The following is a 14,669-nucleotide window of genomic DNA, read 5'->3' as shown; positions in this document are numbered from 1 at the left end:
ACGCGCCGCGCGGGAGCCGCGGCACCCGGCGTTCACCTGCGGATGCGGGGAAGGCGCTTGCACTCGGCAGGGGCGAGTGCTAATCATTGCGTTAGCACTCTGAAGGTGAGAGTGACAACGAAGGACCGGGTCGGTGAGGCCCGCACGCCGGGTGGGGCAAGGAACCACGAGGCAGGCGAGCCGTCCGTCGCGGGCGCGGGCGCGGTCCGAAGGAATCACCCCCAGTCCTGGAGGGACCACTTCACATGGCCAAGATCATCGCGTTCGACGAGGAGGCGCGGCGCGGCCTCGAGCGCGGCATGAACCAGCTCGCGGACGCCGTGAAGGTGACGCTCGGCCCCAAGGGCCGCAACGTCGTCCTCGAGAAGAAGTGGGGCGCCCCCACGATCACCAACGATGGTGTCTCCATCGCCAAGGAGATCGAGCTCGAGGACCCGTACGAGAAGATCGGCGCCGAGCTGGTCAAGGAAGTCGCCAAGAAGACGGACGACGTCGCCGGTGACGGTACGACCACCGCGACCGTTCTCGCCCAGGCGCTGGTCCGCGAGGGCCTGCGCAACGTCGCCGCCGGCGCCAACCCGATGGCCCTCAAGCGCGGTATCGAGAAGGCCGTCGAGGCCGTCTCCGGTGCCCTCCTTGAGCAGGCGAAGGATGTCGAGACCAAGGAGCAGATCGCTTCCACGGCCTCCATCTCCGCCGCCGACACCCAGATCGGCGAGCTCATCGCCGAGGCCATGGACAAGGTCGGCAAGGAAGGCGTCATCACTGTCGAGGAGTCCCAGACCTTCGGTCTGGAGCTGGAGCTCACCGAGGGTATGCGCTTCGACAAGGGCTACATCTCGGCGTACTTCGCCACCGACATGGAGCGTATGGAGGCCGTCCTCGACGACCCGTACATCCTGATCGCGAACTCCAAGATCTCGAACGTCAAGGACCTGCTCCCGCTCCTGGAGAAGGTCATGCAGTCGGGCAAGCCGCTGCTGATCATCGCCGAGGATGTCGAGGGCGAGGCCCTGTCGACCCTGGTCGTCAACAAGATCCGCGGCACCTTCAAGTCCGTCGCCGTCAAGGCCCCGGGCTTCGGCGACCGCCGCAAGGCCATGCTCGGCGACATCGCCATCCTCACGGGCGGCGAGGTCATCTCCGAGGAGGTCGGCCTCAAGCTGGAGAACGCCACCATCGACCTGCTGGGCAAGGCCCGCAAGGTGGTCATCACCAAGGACGAGACCACCATCGTCGACGGCGCCGGCGCCTCCGAGCAGGTCACCGGCCGCGTCAACCAGATCCGCGCCGAGATCGAGAACAGCGACTCGGACTACGACCGCGAGAAGCTGCAGGAGCGCCTGGCGAAGCTCGCCGGCGGTGTCGCGGTCATCAAGGCCGGTGCCGCCACCGAGGTTGAGCTCAAGGAGCGCAAGCACCGCATCGAGGACGCCGTCCGCAACGCGAAGGCGGCCGTCGAGGAGGGCATCGTCGCCGGTGGTGGCGTGGCCCTGCTGCAGGCCTCCCAGGTCTTCGAGAAGCTGGAACTCGAGGGTGACGAGGCGACCGGCGCCAACGCCGTGAAGCTCGCGCTCGAGGCCCCGCTCAAGCAGATCGCCGTCAACGGTGGTCTCGAGGGTGGCGTCGTCGTGGAGAAGGTCCGCAACCTCCAGGTCGGCCACGGCCTGAACGCCGCGACCGGTGAGTACGTCGACATGATCGCCGAAGGCATCATCGACCCGGCGAAGGTGACCCGCTCTGCCCTGCAGAACGCCGCCTCCATCGCCGCGCTGTTCCTCACCACCGAGGCCGTCATCGCCGACAAGCCGGAGAAGTCCGCTGCCCCGGCCGGCGGCGGCATGCCGGGCGGTGACATGGACTTCTGATCCTCACCGAGGATCGGAACCGTCCCTTCCGTGCCGAGGGCGGCACTCCCTGGAGACAGGGGGTGCCGCCCTCGGGCGTGTCCGGGATCACATGACGTTTCGCCCCGCACCGGGATGGAGGCGCCGGGCGCGGTGGTTGACGTAGGCGATCACTTTATTGCATGTGCACATACCAGCTGGTTTTGACGAGGAGTCCCGAGTGACCGCCACCCCGACGCCCGCCTCCCGCACGGCCGAGATCCTCTCCCGGCCCGTGTCCATCAACGGCCTGACCGTCCCGAACCGCATCGCGATGGCGCCGATGACCCGGATGTTCTCCCCGGGCGGCATCCCCGGCGAGAACGTGCGCTCGTACTACGCCCGCCGTGCCGCCGCGGGCGTCGGCCTGATCGTCACCGAGGGCACCTACGTCGGCCACGCCTCCGCCGGACAGAGCGACAGCGTCCCCCGCTTCCACGGCGAGGAGCAGCTCGCGGGCTGGGCGAAGGTCGCCGAGGCCGTGCACGCGGCCGGCGGCACGATCGTCCCGCAGCTGTGGCACATCGGCATGGTCCGCAAGCAGGGCGAGCCGCCCTTCGCCGACGCCCCCGCCGTCGGTCCCTCCGGGCTGCGCGTCGACGGCACCGAGGGCACCGGCCAGGCGATGACCCAGCGCGACCTCGACGACGTCATCGGCGCCTTCGCCGAGGCCGCCGCCGCAGCCGAGCGCATCGGCTTCGACGGAGTCGAACTGCACGGCGCCCACGGCTACCTCATCGACCAGTTCCTCTGGTCGGGCACCAACCGCCGTACCGACGCCTACGGCGGCGACCCCGTGGCCCGTACGAAGTTCGCCGCCGAGATCGTCGCCGCCGTGCGCGAGACGGTCTCGCCGGAGTTCCCCGTCATCTTCCGCTACTCGCAGTGGAAGCAGGAGGCCTACGACGCCCGGCTCGCCGAGACCCCCGAGGAGCTGGAGGCCATCCTGACCCCGCTCGCCGCGGCCGGTGTCGACGCCTTCCACGCCTCCACCCGCCGCTACTGGGTCCCGGAGTTCGACGACTCCGACCTCAACCTCGCGGGCTGGACCAAGAAGCTCACCGGCAAGACCGCCATCACCGTCGGCTCGGTCGGCCTCGACGGCGACTTCATCAAGGGCTTCCAGGGCGAGGGTTCCCCGGTCAAGGGCATCGACGACCTCCTCGACCGCCTGGAGCGCGACGAGTTCGACATGGTGGCCGTGGGCCGCGCCCTGCTCCAGGACCCGGAGTGGGCGGCGAAGGTGCTCGGCGGGCGACTGGACGAGCTGAAGGCGTACGAGGCGTCGGCGCTGCAGACGCTGAGCTGAGCTGCCGCCGGGCCTGTATCGGGCCGGGGTGCCGTGAGATGCGGCGCCCCGGCCCGTTTTTCATGGGCGGCCGCCTGTCTGCCTCTGAGCCCCTTGGTTAAGTCAAGCAAGTGACTTAAGGTTGCCTCGGTCAAGTACGCGGCTGTTCTCATGCCGCCCCACCGACGGAGGCTCCGCCATGTCCGACGCTCCTGTCCGCCCCGCCGAGGCCGGGGGGTCAGCCCCGCCGAGGTCGAACGCGGTGGTGGCGGTCCTGGCCCTCGCCGGAATCGTCGTCTCGCTGATGCAGACCCTGGTCATCCCGATCGTCCCCGAGCTGCCGAAACTGCTGAACGCCTCGGCCTCGGACACCGCCTGGGCGGTCACGGCCACCCTCCTGGCGGCCGCCGTCGCCACACCGGTGATGGGCCGCCTCGGAGACATGTACGGCAAGCGCCGCATGCTGCTGGTCAGCGTGGCCCTGCTGGTCTCCGGCTCGGTCACCGCCGCCCTCAGTGAGTCCCTGCTCCCGATGATCATCGGCCGCGTACTGCAGGGCCTGGCCTCCGGTGTAATCCCGCTCGGCATCAGCATCATGCGCGACGAACTGCCCGCCGAACGCCTCGGCTCGGCCACCGCGCTGATGAGCGCCAGCCTCGGCGTCGGCGGTGCCCTCGGCCTGCCGGCCGCCGCGCTCATCGCCGAGAACTTCGACTGGCACGTGCTGTTCTGGACGTCGGCCTGCCTCGGCGCCGTCGCCGCCGTACTCGTCGTCCTCTTCGTGCCCGAGTCCCGGGTCCGCACCGGCGGCCGCTTCGACCTGGTCGGCGCCGTCGGCATGGCGACCGGCCTGGTCTGCCTGCTGCTCGCGATCTCCAAGGGCGCCGACTGGGGCTGGACCGGCGGCACCACGCTCGGCCTGTTCGGCGCCGCCGTCGTCGTGCTGCTGGCGTGGGGCTGGTGGGAGCTGCGGGTGCAGGCCCCGCTGGTGGACCTGCGCACCACCGCGCGCCGCCAGGTGCTGGTGACCAACCTCGCCTCGATCGCCGTCGGCTTCGCGATGTTCGCGATGTCCCTGGTGCTTCCCCAACTGCTCCAGCTGCCCTCCGCGACCGGCTACGGCCTCGGCAAGTCCATGCTGGCCGCCGGCCTGGTGATGGCCCCCTCAGGCCTGGTCATGATGGCCACGGCCCCCGTCTCGGCCGCCGTCTCCAAGGCCAAGGGCCCCAAGGTGACCCTGATGATCGGCGCGCTGATCGTCGCCGCCGGCTACCTCATCAACATCGCGCTGATGTCGGAGGTCTGGCACTTCGTCCTCGTCTCCTGCGTGATCGGCGCCGGCATCGGCTTCACGTACGGCTCCATGCCCGCCCTGATCATGGGCGCCGTACCCGCGTCCGAAACGGCCGCCGCGAACAGCCTCAACACCCTCATGCGGTCCATCGGAACGTCGTCGGCCAGCGCCATCGCCGGTGTGGTCCTCGCCCAGATGACCACGGACTTCGGCGGCTTCGCCCTCCCCTCGAAGGACGGCTTCCGCACGGTCCTGGCGCTCGGCGCGGGCGCGGCACTGCTGGCGTTCGCGGTGGCGTCGTTCATCCCGCGCCAGCGGCAGGGGTCGGGGCAGGGGGCGCCCACCGCCGGGGAGCCGACGGACGCGGGGGCGTCGGCGGTGAAGGCGTAAGGGGTCCTCGCACCAAGAGGGCCTCAGAGGTTGCCCATGGGCTCGATGTCCACCTTCACGGGCGTGCCCCACACCCGCAGCACCTCGTAGTCCGTGAACTCGTGCACGAGTCGGTACGCCATCGCGGGCCGGGATCCGCGCCGCTGGGCGGCGATGTACAGCTCGGCCTCGCGCCGGTCCCTGCGGGGCGTACCGCACAGCTGCCACTCCCGCCCGTTCCACAGCTCCGGCAGCCACCGCTGCTGGGGCTGGGGGCGGTCGGCGCTGGTGCCGTAACGGGACGGCGCGGGGGCGGGCGCCTCGGCGGCCCGGGGCGGCGGACCGTAAGCACCGTTGAACTCCGACCGCCGGGCGGCCCGGCGCCGCGTCTCGCACAGCAGGCACAGGTCGGGGGCGCCCTCGTCGACGGGCCCGTTCGGATGCTCGGCGCACCGGGTGGTGGGCGCGGCGCTGGTCACACTCTCGTCCAGCAGATCCAGCGCCCGCCGCAGGTCCGCCTTGACCTCGTGCAGCTTGGCGTCCGGCGTGTCGGCGGTCAGGGCCTCCCCGTGCTCCCCGAGGAGACGGAGGGCACGGCCTAGGGCGGTGAGCTGGGCGTGGTTCATGTCGGTCGGCGTAGTCCTTGAGTTCTTCGGTGTCGAGGGTGAAACCCATAGGGCCGGGGAGTTCCACCGGTGTTCCTCAAGGGTAGGACGGCGATCGCTGATGGCGGCCGTCCTGGCCTCGTCCGCCGCGCGTCAGGACTGTCCTTGTGCGAAGGTCGCCGGCGAGAACGTGAAGGCCGCGTAGGTGCGTCCGGCCGTCTCGAAGTGGGCGGCCTCGGCCATCTCGTAGTGCCGGTGCACGGCCAAGGAGCGCTCGTTGGACATCTCGACGAACGCGACAGCGAGGTCGAAGTCATCCGCCAGGGCGCGGCTGAGCGCCGTGAGCAGCTGGGTCAGCACCCCACGCCCTTGGAAACGTTCGTCGACCGCGACGGGGCCGTACAGGAAGAGCCTGCCCAGGTCGCGCCCGTCTGCCGCCTTGGTGACTGCCGCGACGGCTGCCGCGGCCGGGTGTTGTGGCGGGAGCCAGTCCGGCTCGCTCGTGATGGCGAACCCGGCGAGTTCCCCCGCGGCGTCGGCGACGAAAATGCCTGGGCCTTCCTGTAAACGGTTGAGCAGTTCGGCCGTCAGGTTGCCCTGCACAAAACCTCGACGCCCCCGTTCCTCGTCGCTGAGCCCCGCTCCGCGGGCCTTTTCCATCAGGGACAGGATCGCTGCGTGATCTTCTGGACGGGACCTGCGTACGTTGATCGCCATACAGGGGACACTACGCAAAGATGTGCGCGCCCAGAGCCTCATGTTTGCGACGAACGTCGACGCCCCAGCACTGCTCAGCCGGTCTCCGTCTCCGTCCCCCTCTCCGTCGCACTCGCCAGCGCCGCCCGCAGCCGGCCGCCCGACTCCCCCAGAAGCCGCGCGGCCGTAAGGCCGTCCACGTCCGCCAGCAGCGTCAGGATCGCGTTCTTCACCTCGCCGTCCGTCGCCGCCAGCGCCGCCTCGATCTCCTCGTCCCCGGCGCCGGTCGCGAGGGCGACGATGCGGTGGGAGCGGGCGCGGAGCTTGTCGTTGGAGGCGCGGACGTCGACCATCAGGTTCCCGTAGGTCTTGCCGAGGCGGATCATGGTGATCGTCGAGATCATGTTGAGCACCAGCTTCTGCGCGGTGCCCGCCTTCAGTCGGGTGGAGCCGGTGAGGAGTTCGGGGCCGACGACGACCTCGATGCCGTGTTCCGCGGCCGCGGCCAGCGCGCTGCCCGCGTTGCAGGCCAGCCCGATGGTCAGGGCGCCCCGGGCGCGGGCGTGTTCGACGGCGCCGATGGCGTACGGGGTGCGGCCGGAGGCCGAGATGCCGACCACCGTGTCGTCGGCGCCGAGCCCGAGCGCGTCGAGGTCGGCCTCCGCCTGCTCCCGTGAGTCCTCCGCGCCCTCCACCGAGGTGACCACGGCCCGCGGACCACCCGCGATGAGTCCTACGACCTGCTCGGGCCGCGTGTTGAACGTCGGCGGACACTCGGACGCGTCCAGCACACCGAGCCGCCCCGCCGTCCCGGCGCCCGCGTAGACCAGTCGGCCGCCCCGCGCCATCCGCTCCGCCACGGCGTCGATCGCGGCGGCGATCTCCGGCAGCCGTTCGGCCACGGCAGTGGGCACGCGGGTGTCCTCGGTGTTCATGAGGCGGCCGATGTCGAGGGTGGGGAGCTGGTCGATCTCGGCGAGTTCGGGACGGAAGGCCTCGGTGGTCAGCGCTTCCAACTCGGCGCGGAGGGAGCGGTGGTGCGAGGGAGAGGGGGAGCGGGGTGGGGGTGGGGAGGTCATGGGGTGCTCTTCTCGACGTCGGGGTCCTGTCCTGCCAGGGGGCCGTCTACCGGCGGTGCCGGTGGGCCAGTGCCTCGTAGGAGGCCGCCAGCGCCGGTCCCGCCGTCTCGTACGTCCGCTGCGCCACGCCCACGAACAGGCAGTCCACGACCAGCAACTGACTGGTCCGGGACGACATCGCCGCCGGCCGCAGCTCGCTCTCGCGGGCCGTGGAGGTCGTGAGGACGTGGTCGGCGTACTGGGTCACGGGTCCGCCCGGACGCCCGGTGATCGCGACGGTGGTCGCCCCGCGCTCGAAGGCGACCCGGAGTGGCTCGATCACGTCGCCGGTCGACCCGGAGTGGGTGATGGCGACGGCCACGTCACCCGCGCGCAGTTGCACGGCGTTGGTGACGGCGAGGTGGGGATCGCTGTGCGCGTGGGCTATGAGCCCTATGCGCAGGAGCTTTTGGGCGAGGTCCTGGGCGACGAGGCCGGACGCCCCGACGCCGTACACGTCGATCCGTCGTGCGGTCGCCGTCGCGGTGACCGCCGCGTCGAGCTGCGCGAGGTCGAGGCCGGACGCGGTGTCGGCGAGGGTCTGCTGCTCGTCGTAGGCCAACTTGGCCACCACGTCCGCGAGGGGGTCGTCGACCGAGATGTCCGTGGTCAGGGCGGGTGCGCGGCCGGACTGCTGCTGGGCGGCGAGGCCGGCGAGGGCGAGGCGCAGATCGCGGTAGCCGGGGTAGCCGAGGACGCGGGCGGTGCGGACGACGGTGGCCTCGCTGGTGCCGGTGAGTTCGGCGAGGCCGGTGACCGTGAGCGCGGCGCAGCCCGCCGGGTCGCTCGCGACGGCCTCGGCCACGCGCTGCATGGAGCGGGTCATGGACGGGGCGAGCGTGCGCACCTTGGCCGCGAGGGCGGCGGGGGCGGGCGGCGCGCCTCCGGGGCCGCTGTTCCCGATGCTCCCGAAAATTTCCTTCATGTCACGGGTCACATGTGAAAGATATTTTCGGACCCGTGTCGTGGTCAAGAGTGCGCACAATGGGTGCATGGACCCCATCAGCTCTCTGGAGCAGACGTTGCACGCGGCGCGCGCCCTGGTGCTCGCCGATCTCGCCGCGGGTCAGGTCGCCGCGGCCGACGTGGTGTCCATGGTCGAGGACTCGGTCGCGCAGCGACGCTGGTGGGTCGAGCAGTGGCCGGAGGGTGCGCCGTACGTCGCCGGGCTGGTCGCGCAGGACGTACAGGACGCGCTGCTGGAGGCGTACGGGCGCTGGCCGCTGTGCCCGGTGTGCGGCTCCGGTGATCCGCACGCCCTCGACGTCGAACCCGAACTCGGTCCCGAACCGCACTGGGTGTGCCACAAGGCGGGCGTGAAGGTCGCGGCGGTCGGCGGGCTCGGGTCGGCGACGGGCGGGGCGTCCTCGTCGTGACCGTCTACATCGACCCTCCGAGCTGGCCGGGGCACGGCCGGATGTGGTCCCACCTCGTCAGCGACGTCTCGTACGACGAACTGCACCTGTTCGCCGCGGAGATCGGCGTGCCCGCGCGGGCCTTCGAGCGCGACCACTACGACATCCCGAGCCACCGGTACGCGGACGCCGTGCGGGCCGGCGCCGTCGAGGTCAGCAGCCGCGAGGTGGTGCGGCTGCTGCTCGGTGCGGGGCTGCGCAGACGGCGCAGCGATCGGAGCGGTCAGCCGCGCAGCTCGTAGACGGTTTCCGTCTCGTCCACCCCGTCCGCGCCGGATGCTCCGGCCTCGACGAACCCGGCGCGTGAGACCACGCGCCGCGAGGGGGTGTTGCCGCGGTCGATGACCGCGATGAGCGCGGTCACCTCGTCATGGGCCAGCGCCCAGCCCGCGAGGGCGCGCAGGGCCTCGGTGGCGTAACCCTTGCCGCGGGCGGCTTCGACGAGGTCGTAGCCGACCTCCGCCCTGCCGTCCTCGTCGGGGACGCCGTGGAAGCCCATGCCGCCGACCGCGCGGCCGTCGTCCCGGCGCAGGAGGACGAACAGGCCGAACTCCGGCCGGTGCACGCCGCCCTCGTAGGCCTTGGTCACCATTCCGGCCGCCTCGCGGGTGCCCTCGAACGGGCCGCCCTCGGCCCAGTCGAAGCCGCCGTCGCCGCCCGCGGCGAGGTCGGCGGCGGCCGCGGGCGTGACGCCCTGGAGGGTGAGGCGGTCGGTGGGGAGGACGATGTTGTTGTTCCAGCGCCAGTCCGTCAGGGGGGCGCGGTCGGGCAGGTCGCCGCGGCCGGTGGCCCACAGCAGCGTGCGCCAGCGGTCGGTGTCGGGCCGGACGTGCGGGAAGATCCGGGTGAGGACGAACTCGGGGAGTTCGGCGGGCGGTTCGTAGGCGACGCCCAGACTCTCGGCGATGTCGTGGGTGTGCAGCAGCATCTCGGCGACGCCCATCGCGGCGAAGCCCTCGGGGTTGGCGCTGCCGAAGGGGTACGGGTGGTAGGCGCGTACCTGGGCCGGGGTGGTGCGGATGACGGCGCAGAGCAGGCGCTGGGTGGTCTCGACCGCTCGCAGCAGCTCTCCGTTGGGCGCTTCGTCGAGGGGCAGTTCGAAGGGGACGTACCGCTCCTGTGCGCGTGCCGCCAGCTGACCGGAGTAGCGCATGAGGGCCTCGGCGATGTGCAGTGCCGTCCGCCGGCAACTCCACTCCAGCCGACTCGCCCTGGTGCCCTCCCAGTCCCGGTCCTCCACCGTCCGCAGCAGTGCCACGCAACTCGCCGCGGCTTCTTCCAAGCGTTGGGCACCCATGTCTCGCATACCGCCGAGCGTAGGCACGGCCGGGTCCTCAGGTCGACAGTATTTCCAGCTCGCTCCGCAGGTTGTAACGGGCCGTCGCCTCCCACTTCTCCTCGCCGTAAGGCGTCGTGAACAGCCGTGGCAGGGCCAGGAGTTGGCGCAGGATGCCCGCGCGGCCCGCGCGGAAGGCGTCGCTGGGGACGAAGTGGTACTCCTCGCGGACGGCGGCGGTGTACGCGGCGTACGCCGACGGCGGCGACGCCAGGATCGCCAGGTCGGCGTCGCACAGCACCTGCCCGTCGCGGTCGTCGTCGGCCGGGGCGTGCGTGACCGTGAGGCGGACCAGCCGGGCCACCTCGGCGGTCTTCGCGTCGGGCACCCCCGCCTCGGGCAGGGCGCGTTCGGCGAGACGGGCGGAACGCTCCTCGTTCTCGGAGCGGTCGGGGAGGTAGACGGCGTCGTGGAACCAGGCGGCCAGCCGGACGACGTCCGGGTCGTCCGCGTGCTTCTCCAGTACGTCGACGTGGTCGAGGACCGCGGTCAGGTGCGCGAGCGTGTGGTAGCGGCGCTGCGGTTCCTGCCAGCGGTCGAGCAGGTTGTCGGCGTAGGGGAGGGGGTCCGGGCCGCCGGCCGGTCCCCGGGCTCCTTCCAGGGCCTGGGCGAATCGGGTGCGCAGGGCGTCGAGATCGGCCATGCCCCCATTCTCACGCGTGAGCTGTCGGCGCGCCCTAGCGTGTGGTCCATGACGACAACCGATCTGCACGACGTACGCGATCCCGAACTGCCCGGACGGCTCCTGGTGAGCGAGCGGGACGTCCTCATACCGCTGTTGCGGGCGCGGCCCGAGAGCGACTTCGCCCTGCCGGTCGCCGCGTGTCCCGGCTGGAGTGTGCGGGATGTGCTGGCGCACTGTTCGTCCGCGCTGATGCGGGTGGTGGAGAGCCGGTTCGAGGAGGGGGTGTTCTCGCCGGAGTCCAACGACCGGGACATCGCGGAGCGGGCGGAGTGGTCCGACGCGCGGGTCGTGGACGAGCTGGAGCGGGGGATGACCGAGGCGGGGCCGGTGATCGCCAAGGCGGGCGGGGTGCTGGACGGGGTCGCGCTGGGGGAGTGGGTGCATGCCGGTGACGTGCGGGTGGCGTTCGGCGAGCCGGGGGCGTACGCCGGAGCGGGGCTGCCGGACGCGCTGACCCTGCTGGGTCGCATCACCCGCGAACGGGGACACGTGCCGCTCCAGGCCGACCTCGACGACCTGGACGAGCCGCTGCGCCTGGGCGCCGTCCCCGGGGACCGGCCCCCGGCGCGGTTCATCGGCGCCGCCGCCACACTCGTACGGCTGTACTCGGGGCGTTCCGTGGCGGGGGCGGCGTACGAGCTGGTGGGGGTGGAGGAGGCGGAGCTGAACCTCTTCTGACGCGGCGGGGCCGGGGGCGTAGTCTTGGGCACAATTGGACTAGACCTGTAGTTGCCGTGTCTGAGACGAATGGGGTCCCATGAGCAAGCGTGCAGTCCTGGAGGTGATCGCCCTCGACGTCGAGGACGCGGTCGCCGCCCAGGCCGGAGGCGCGGACCGCCTCGAACTGGTCACCGACATGGCGGCCGACGGGCTCACCCCGTCACCCCGGACCGTGGCCGGCGTCCGCGCCGCCGTCGACATCCCCCCGCGGGTGATGCTGCGGCTGGCGGACGGGTTCGCGGCGGGGGACGTGGCACGGCTCGTCCGGGTCGCGCGGGAGGTGCGGGACGCCGGGGCCGAGGAGTTCGTGCTCGGGTTCCTCGGCGCGGACGGCGGGGTGGACCTGGACGCGGTGGAGCGGGTCGTCGGCGTGCTGGACGGGTGCCCCTGGACCTTCCACCGGGCGATCGACCGGGCCGCCGACCGCGACGCGCTCCGCAAACAGCTCGACGGGCTCCCCGGCCTGGACGCCTACCTCACCGCCGGCTCGGCCACCGGCGTCGACGACGGCCTTCCCACGCTGCTCGCCGAGGCCGCGCGGCGCGGGCAGCCCGGCTACGAGCAGCGCGTCCTGGTGGGCGGCGGCCTCCGCCTCGACCACGTCCCGCCCCTCCTCGCCGCCGGCATCGACGCCTTCCACATCGGCGGCGCGGCCCGCCCCGACGGCTGGGCGGGACCGGTCTCGGCGGTGGCGGTCGCGGAGTGGCGGCGGGTGTTGGACGCCGACGGCGAGCAGGCGTGATCCGCCGGACAGGCCCTAGCTGAGCTGCTCCGGCAGCGGGGCCGCGTGCGTGACGATCAGGCCCGAGACGGCTCGGGTCAGGGCCACGTACAGGCGGCGCAGGCCCGTGCGTTCGTCCGGCTCGCCGTCGACGACCGCACGGGGCTCGTCCAGCACCACGTAGTCGTACTCCAGGCCCTTGGCGAGGGACGCCGGGACGAGGGTCAGGCGGGTCTCGCGGGTGGTCTCCTCGCCGGGGGCGAGGTACGGGATCCCGGCCGCCGTGAGCGCCTCGGCGAGTGCCGGGACGCGGGCGTCGGCGGCGATCAGGCCCGTCGAGCCCTCGTTGCGCAGCAACTCCTCGCAGGCGGCGACGACCTCACCGTCCCCGGAGACCGGCCGCAGGTCGAAGAAGCCCGGGTTCTCACGCACCGAGGCGACCGGGGTCAGGCCCGGCGCGATGTGCGGGAGCAGCCGGGAGGCGTACGAGATGACGTCCGTCGGCACACGGAAACCGGCCGTCAGCTCCTCGACCACGGCGTCGGACTTGCCCAGGTGCGCCAGGGCCTCGTCCCAACTCCGGGTCGCCCAGGGGGTGGTGCCCTGTGCCAGGTCGCCGAGGACGGTCGCGGAGCCGGTGGTGCAGCGGCGGCCGACGGCCCGGTACTGCATGGGGGAGAGGTCCTGTGCCTCGTCGAGGACCACATGCCCCAGGGAGTGCGTGCGCTCGACGACGTCCGTCACCTCGTCGATCAGCACCGCGTCCGCGGCCGACCACTTGGCGGACTTCACCGACCGCACTGGCTTCGCCCACAGGATCGTCTTCTGCTCGTCCTCACTGAGGATCCCCTCCGCGTGCTCGGCGAGGAAGTCCGCGTCGGTCAGCAGCCGCAGCACCAGCTTCGCCGGGTCGACGGCCGGCCAGACCGCCTTCACCGCCGCCTTCACCGCGCTGTTGCGGGCGACGGCGTCCTGCACCCGGTCGTCCGGCGCCTCCCCGGCCCGCTCCATCTGCACCAGCACGGCGTGCGCGATGCGCTGCGGCAGGGCGTCGCGGGCGGCGCCGTAGCGGATGTCGCGGTCCAGCAACTCGCGTACCACGTCCTCGAGTTCGTACGCCGGGACCCGCCACCTCCGTGAGCCGCGCACGACGACGACCGGCTCGGTGGGCATGGTCACGTGCGCGTAGACGGCCCTGCGCAGCACCTCGGCCATCCGCGCGTCGCCCTTCACGGTCGCGGCCGCCGCGTCGTCGGTGCCCCGGACCTCGACGTGCGCGACCAGGTCGTCGACGGTGGCCTGCTTGACCGACAACTCGCCCAGGGCGGGGAGCACTTGCTCGATGTAGTGGAGGAAGGACCGGTTCGGCCCGATGACGAGGGTGCCGGTGCGGGCGAGCCGCTCGCGGTGGGCGTAGAGGAGGTAGGCGACACGGTGCAGGCCGACGGCGGTCTTCCCGGTGCCGGGGCCTCCCTGGACGCAGACGCTGCCGGAGAGCCCCGAGCGCACGATCTCGTCCTGCTCCGGCTGGATCGTCGCCACGATGTCCCGCATCGGACCGACACGCGGCCGCTCGATCTCCTGCTGGAGCAGCTTGCTGGTCGTCGCCGCCTCGGACGGGTCGGAGAGGTGCTCGTCCTCGTACGCCGTGAGGTCGCCGCCCGTGTAGCCGAAACGGCGACGCAGGCCGACGTCCATCGGGTCCTTCTTCGAGGCCCGGTAGAACGGCTGCGAGACCGGCGCGCGCCAGTCGATGACCATCGGGTCGCCCTCGCCGTCGTGCACATGCCGACGCCCGATGTAGAAGCGCTCGCCCTCCGCGCCCTCGGCCTGCTCCGCGCCGGGCGCGTGCAGGTAGTCGAGCCGGCCGAAGAACAGCGGGGTGTCACTGAGGTCGGCCAACGCCTTGATGCGCTCGCCGATCTGGCGCTCCAGGATCTGGGCGTTGACCCAGTTCGCGGTGACGTCGCTGATGTCGAGCGCCTCGACGTCCTCCCGCATGGCACGCAGGGCGGCACGCGAGGCGGCGAGGTGGGAGCGCTCTCGGGAGAGGGGATGGTCGGCGGACACGGGCGTGGACAAGGGGGTGCCTCCGGAAGGGCCTGCGGGACGGGCGCTGCGGGATGCCGACCGGTTTCCGTCCGGACGGCGGCACTCCGTGAGGGAGGCGGGCAAGAGCGGAGATTGTAGGGGAGCGGGGGAGGAGGCCGCGAATGGTTTTTTCCTCCCCGTGGCTCCCTCCCCCTAGGGGAAGCACGGGCCCCGGACGGTACCCAAGTAGTACGGAAGATCAGGACCTGGGACCGATGCCCCCTTTATGCCCGTCGACGCACCATGGAGACATGAGTGCAGCGACCTTCACCCCAGCCTCCGGTCGCCCGTCCGGCGCGACACCCCTCACCGACGCCCCCCGCCACCCCCTCGGCGACGCCCTCCGCGCGATCAGGGTCTTCGCGGGCGCCGCCTTCGACGTGATCATCCTGGGCGAGTACGGCGAGGAAGCCGGCGTCCGCCGTAAGTAACCGCGTCCGCCGTA

At 71.9% G+C, this 14,669-nt stretch carries 15 protein-coding genes; 8 read left to right on the top strand and 7 right to left on the bottom strand.

Features of this window, described 5'->3' with window-relative positions:
- Positions 1 to 245: 245 nt before the first annotated feature.
- The 3 genes from groL (at position 246) to ACGFNV_RS14105 (ending at position 4,858) form a co-directional block, all read left to right on the top strand.
- Entirely contained in the window at positions 246 to 1,868 is a 1,623-nt protein-coding gene (gene groL / locus ACGFNV_RS14115) for a chaperonin GroEL (RefSeq protein WP_393622233.1), read from the top strand.
- A gap of 199 nt (positions 1,869 to 2,067) precedes the next feature.
- Positions 2,068 to 3,195 carry an NADH:flavin oxidoreductase gene (locus ACGFNV_RS14110; RefSeq protein ID WP_393622231.1) on the top strand — a complete coding sequence of 376 codons (1,128 nt, stop codon included), beginning with the start codon at positions 2,068 to 2,070 and terminating at the stop codon, positions 3,193 to 3,195.
- Positions 3,196 to 3,373: 178 nt separating this feature from the next.
- Positions 3,374 to 4,858 carry an MFS transporter gene (locus ACGFNV_RS14105; RefSeq protein ID WP_393622230.1) on the top strand — a complete coding sequence of 495 codons (1,485 nt, stop codon included), beginning with the start codon at positions 3,374 to 3,376 and terminating at the stop codon, positions 4,856 to 4,858.
- Between the two features lie 23 nt (positions 4,859 to 4,881).
- Here ACGFNV_RS14105 and ACGFNV_RS14100 read toward each other — a convergent pair whose 3' ends face one another.
- The 4 genes from ACGFNV_RS14100 to ACGFNV_RS14085 all read right to left on the bottom strand — a co-directional run bounded on the left by ACGFNV_RS14100 (position 4,882) and on the right by ACGFNV_RS14085 (position 8,193).
- The gene (locus tag ACGFNV_RS14100) at positions 4,882 to 5,463 is read right to left on the bottom strand and encodes a hypothetical protein (RefSeq protein ID WP_393622228.1); all 582 of its coding nucleotides are present in this window, start codon (positions 5,461 to 5,463) and stop codon (positions 4,882 to 4,884) included.
- A 132-nt stretch (positions 5,464 to 5,595) separates the two neighbouring features.
- Positions 5,596 to 6,159 carry a GNAT family N-acetyltransferase gene (locus ACGFNV_RS14095; protein ID WP_393622226.1) on the bottom strand — a complete coding sequence of 188 codons (564 nt, stop codon included), beginning with the start codon at positions 6,157 to 6,159 and terminating at the stop codon, positions 5,596 to 5,598.
- Positions 6,160 to 6,233: 74 nt separating this feature from the next.
- Positions 6,234 to 7,217, bottom strand: coding sequence for an N-acetylmuramic acid 6-phosphate etherase (murQ, locus tag ACGFNV_RS14090; protein WP_393622225.1), 984 nt, complete (start codon positions 7,215 to 7,217; stop codon positions 6,234 to 6,236).
- Positions 7,218 to 7,263: 46 nt separating this feature from the next.
- Positions 7,264 to 8,193 (bottom strand): MurR/RpiR family transcriptional regulator, encoded by a 930-nt coding sequence (locus ACGFNV_RS14085; protein ID WP_393622223.1) that lies wholly within the window; start codon positions 8,191 to 8,193, stop codon positions 7,264 to 7,266.
- Positions 8,194 to 8,248: 55 nt separating this feature from the next.
- On the opposite strand from ACGFNV_RS14085, the gene ACGFNV_RS14080 reads away from it, so the two are divergent.
- Together ACGFNV_RS14080 and ACGFNV_RS14075 are read left to right on the top strand one after the other, a co-directional pair.
- Entirely contained in the window at positions 8,249 to 8,632 is a 384-nt protein-coding gene (locus tag ACGFNV_RS14080; protein ID WP_393622222.1) for a hypothetical protein, read from the top strand.
- The gene (locus tag ACGFNV_RS14075) at positions 8,629 to 8,913 is read left to right on the top strand and encodes a DUF4031 domain-containing protein (RefSeq protein WP_393622220.1); all 285 of its coding nucleotides are present in this window, start codon (positions 8,629 to 8,631) and stop codon (positions 8,911 to 8,913) included. The genes ACGFNV_RS14080 and ACGFNV_RS14075 overlap by 4 nt, the downstream gene beginning before the upstream one ends.
- On the opposite strand, the gene ACGFNV_RS14070 is transcribed toward ACGFNV_RS14075, so the two are convergent.
- Both ACGFNV_RS14070 and ACGFNV_RS14065 read right to left on the bottom strand, forming a co-directional pair.
- Positions 8,895 to 9,977: a GNAT family N-acetyltransferase gene (locus ACGFNV_RS14070; RefSeq protein WP_393622219.1), complete on the bottom strand. Its 1,083-nt coding sequence runs from the start codon at positions 9,975 to 9,977 to the stop codon at positions 8,895 to 8,897. The two genes, ACGFNV_RS14075 and ACGFNV_RS14070, sit on opposite strands and share 19 nt — an antisense overlap.
- 28 nt (positions 9,978 to 10,005) lie before the next feature.
- Positions 10,006 to 10,650 carry a hypothetical protein gene (locus ACGFNV_RS14065; RefSeq protein WP_393622218.1) on the bottom strand — a complete coding sequence of 215 codons (645 nt, stop codon included), beginning with the start codon at positions 10,648 to 10,650 and terminating at the stop codon, positions 10,006 to 10,008.
- Between the two features lie 48 nt (positions 10,651 to 10,698).
- Here ACGFNV_RS14065 and ACGFNV_RS14060 point away from each other — a divergent pair, with 48 nt between their 5' ends.
- Positions 10,699 to 11,370: a maleylpyruvate isomerase family mycothiol-dependent enzyme gene (locus tag ACGFNV_RS14060; RefSeq protein WP_393622217.1), complete on the top strand. Its 672-nt coding sequence runs from the start codon at positions 10,699 to 10,701 to the stop codon at positions 11,368 to 11,370.
- A 79-nt stretch (positions 11,371 to 11,449) separates the two neighbouring features.
- Entirely contained in the window at positions 11,450 to 12,154 is a 705-nt protein-coding gene (locus ACGFNV_RS14055) for a copper homeostasis protein CutC (RefSeq protein ID WP_393622215.1), read from the top strand.
- 15 nt (positions 12,155 to 12,169) lie between these two features.
- Here the strand turns inward: ACGFNV_RS14055 and ACGFNV_RS14050 are convergent, their stop codons facing one another.
- Positions 12,170 to 14,134: a HelD family protein gene (locus tag ACGFNV_RS14050; protein WP_393622521.1), complete on the bottom strand. Its 1,965-nt coding sequence runs from the start codon at positions 14,132 to 14,134 to the stop codon at positions 12,170 to 12,172.
- 341 nt (positions 14,135 to 14,475) lie between these two features.
- On the opposite strand from ACGFNV_RS14050, the gene ACGFNV_RS14045 reads away from it, so the two are divergent.
- On the top strand, positions 14,476 to 14,655 hold the full coding sequence (locus ACGFNV_RS14045) for a hypothetical protein (RefSeq protein WP_393622214.1): 180 nt from the start codon (positions 14,476 to 14,478) through the stop codon (positions 14,653 to 14,655).
- The last annotated feature ends 14 nt before the right edge of the window (positions 14,656 to 14,669 follow it).

Origin of the sequence: Streptomyces sp. NPDC048751 (assembly GCF_043198595.1) — a bacterium.
Lineage (GTDB): Bacteria > Actinomycetota > Actinomycetes > Streptomycetales > Streptomycetaceae > Streptomyces.
Note: the sequence above shows the minus strand (reverse complement) of the source record. Positions and strands in the feature narration are given on the sequence as shown.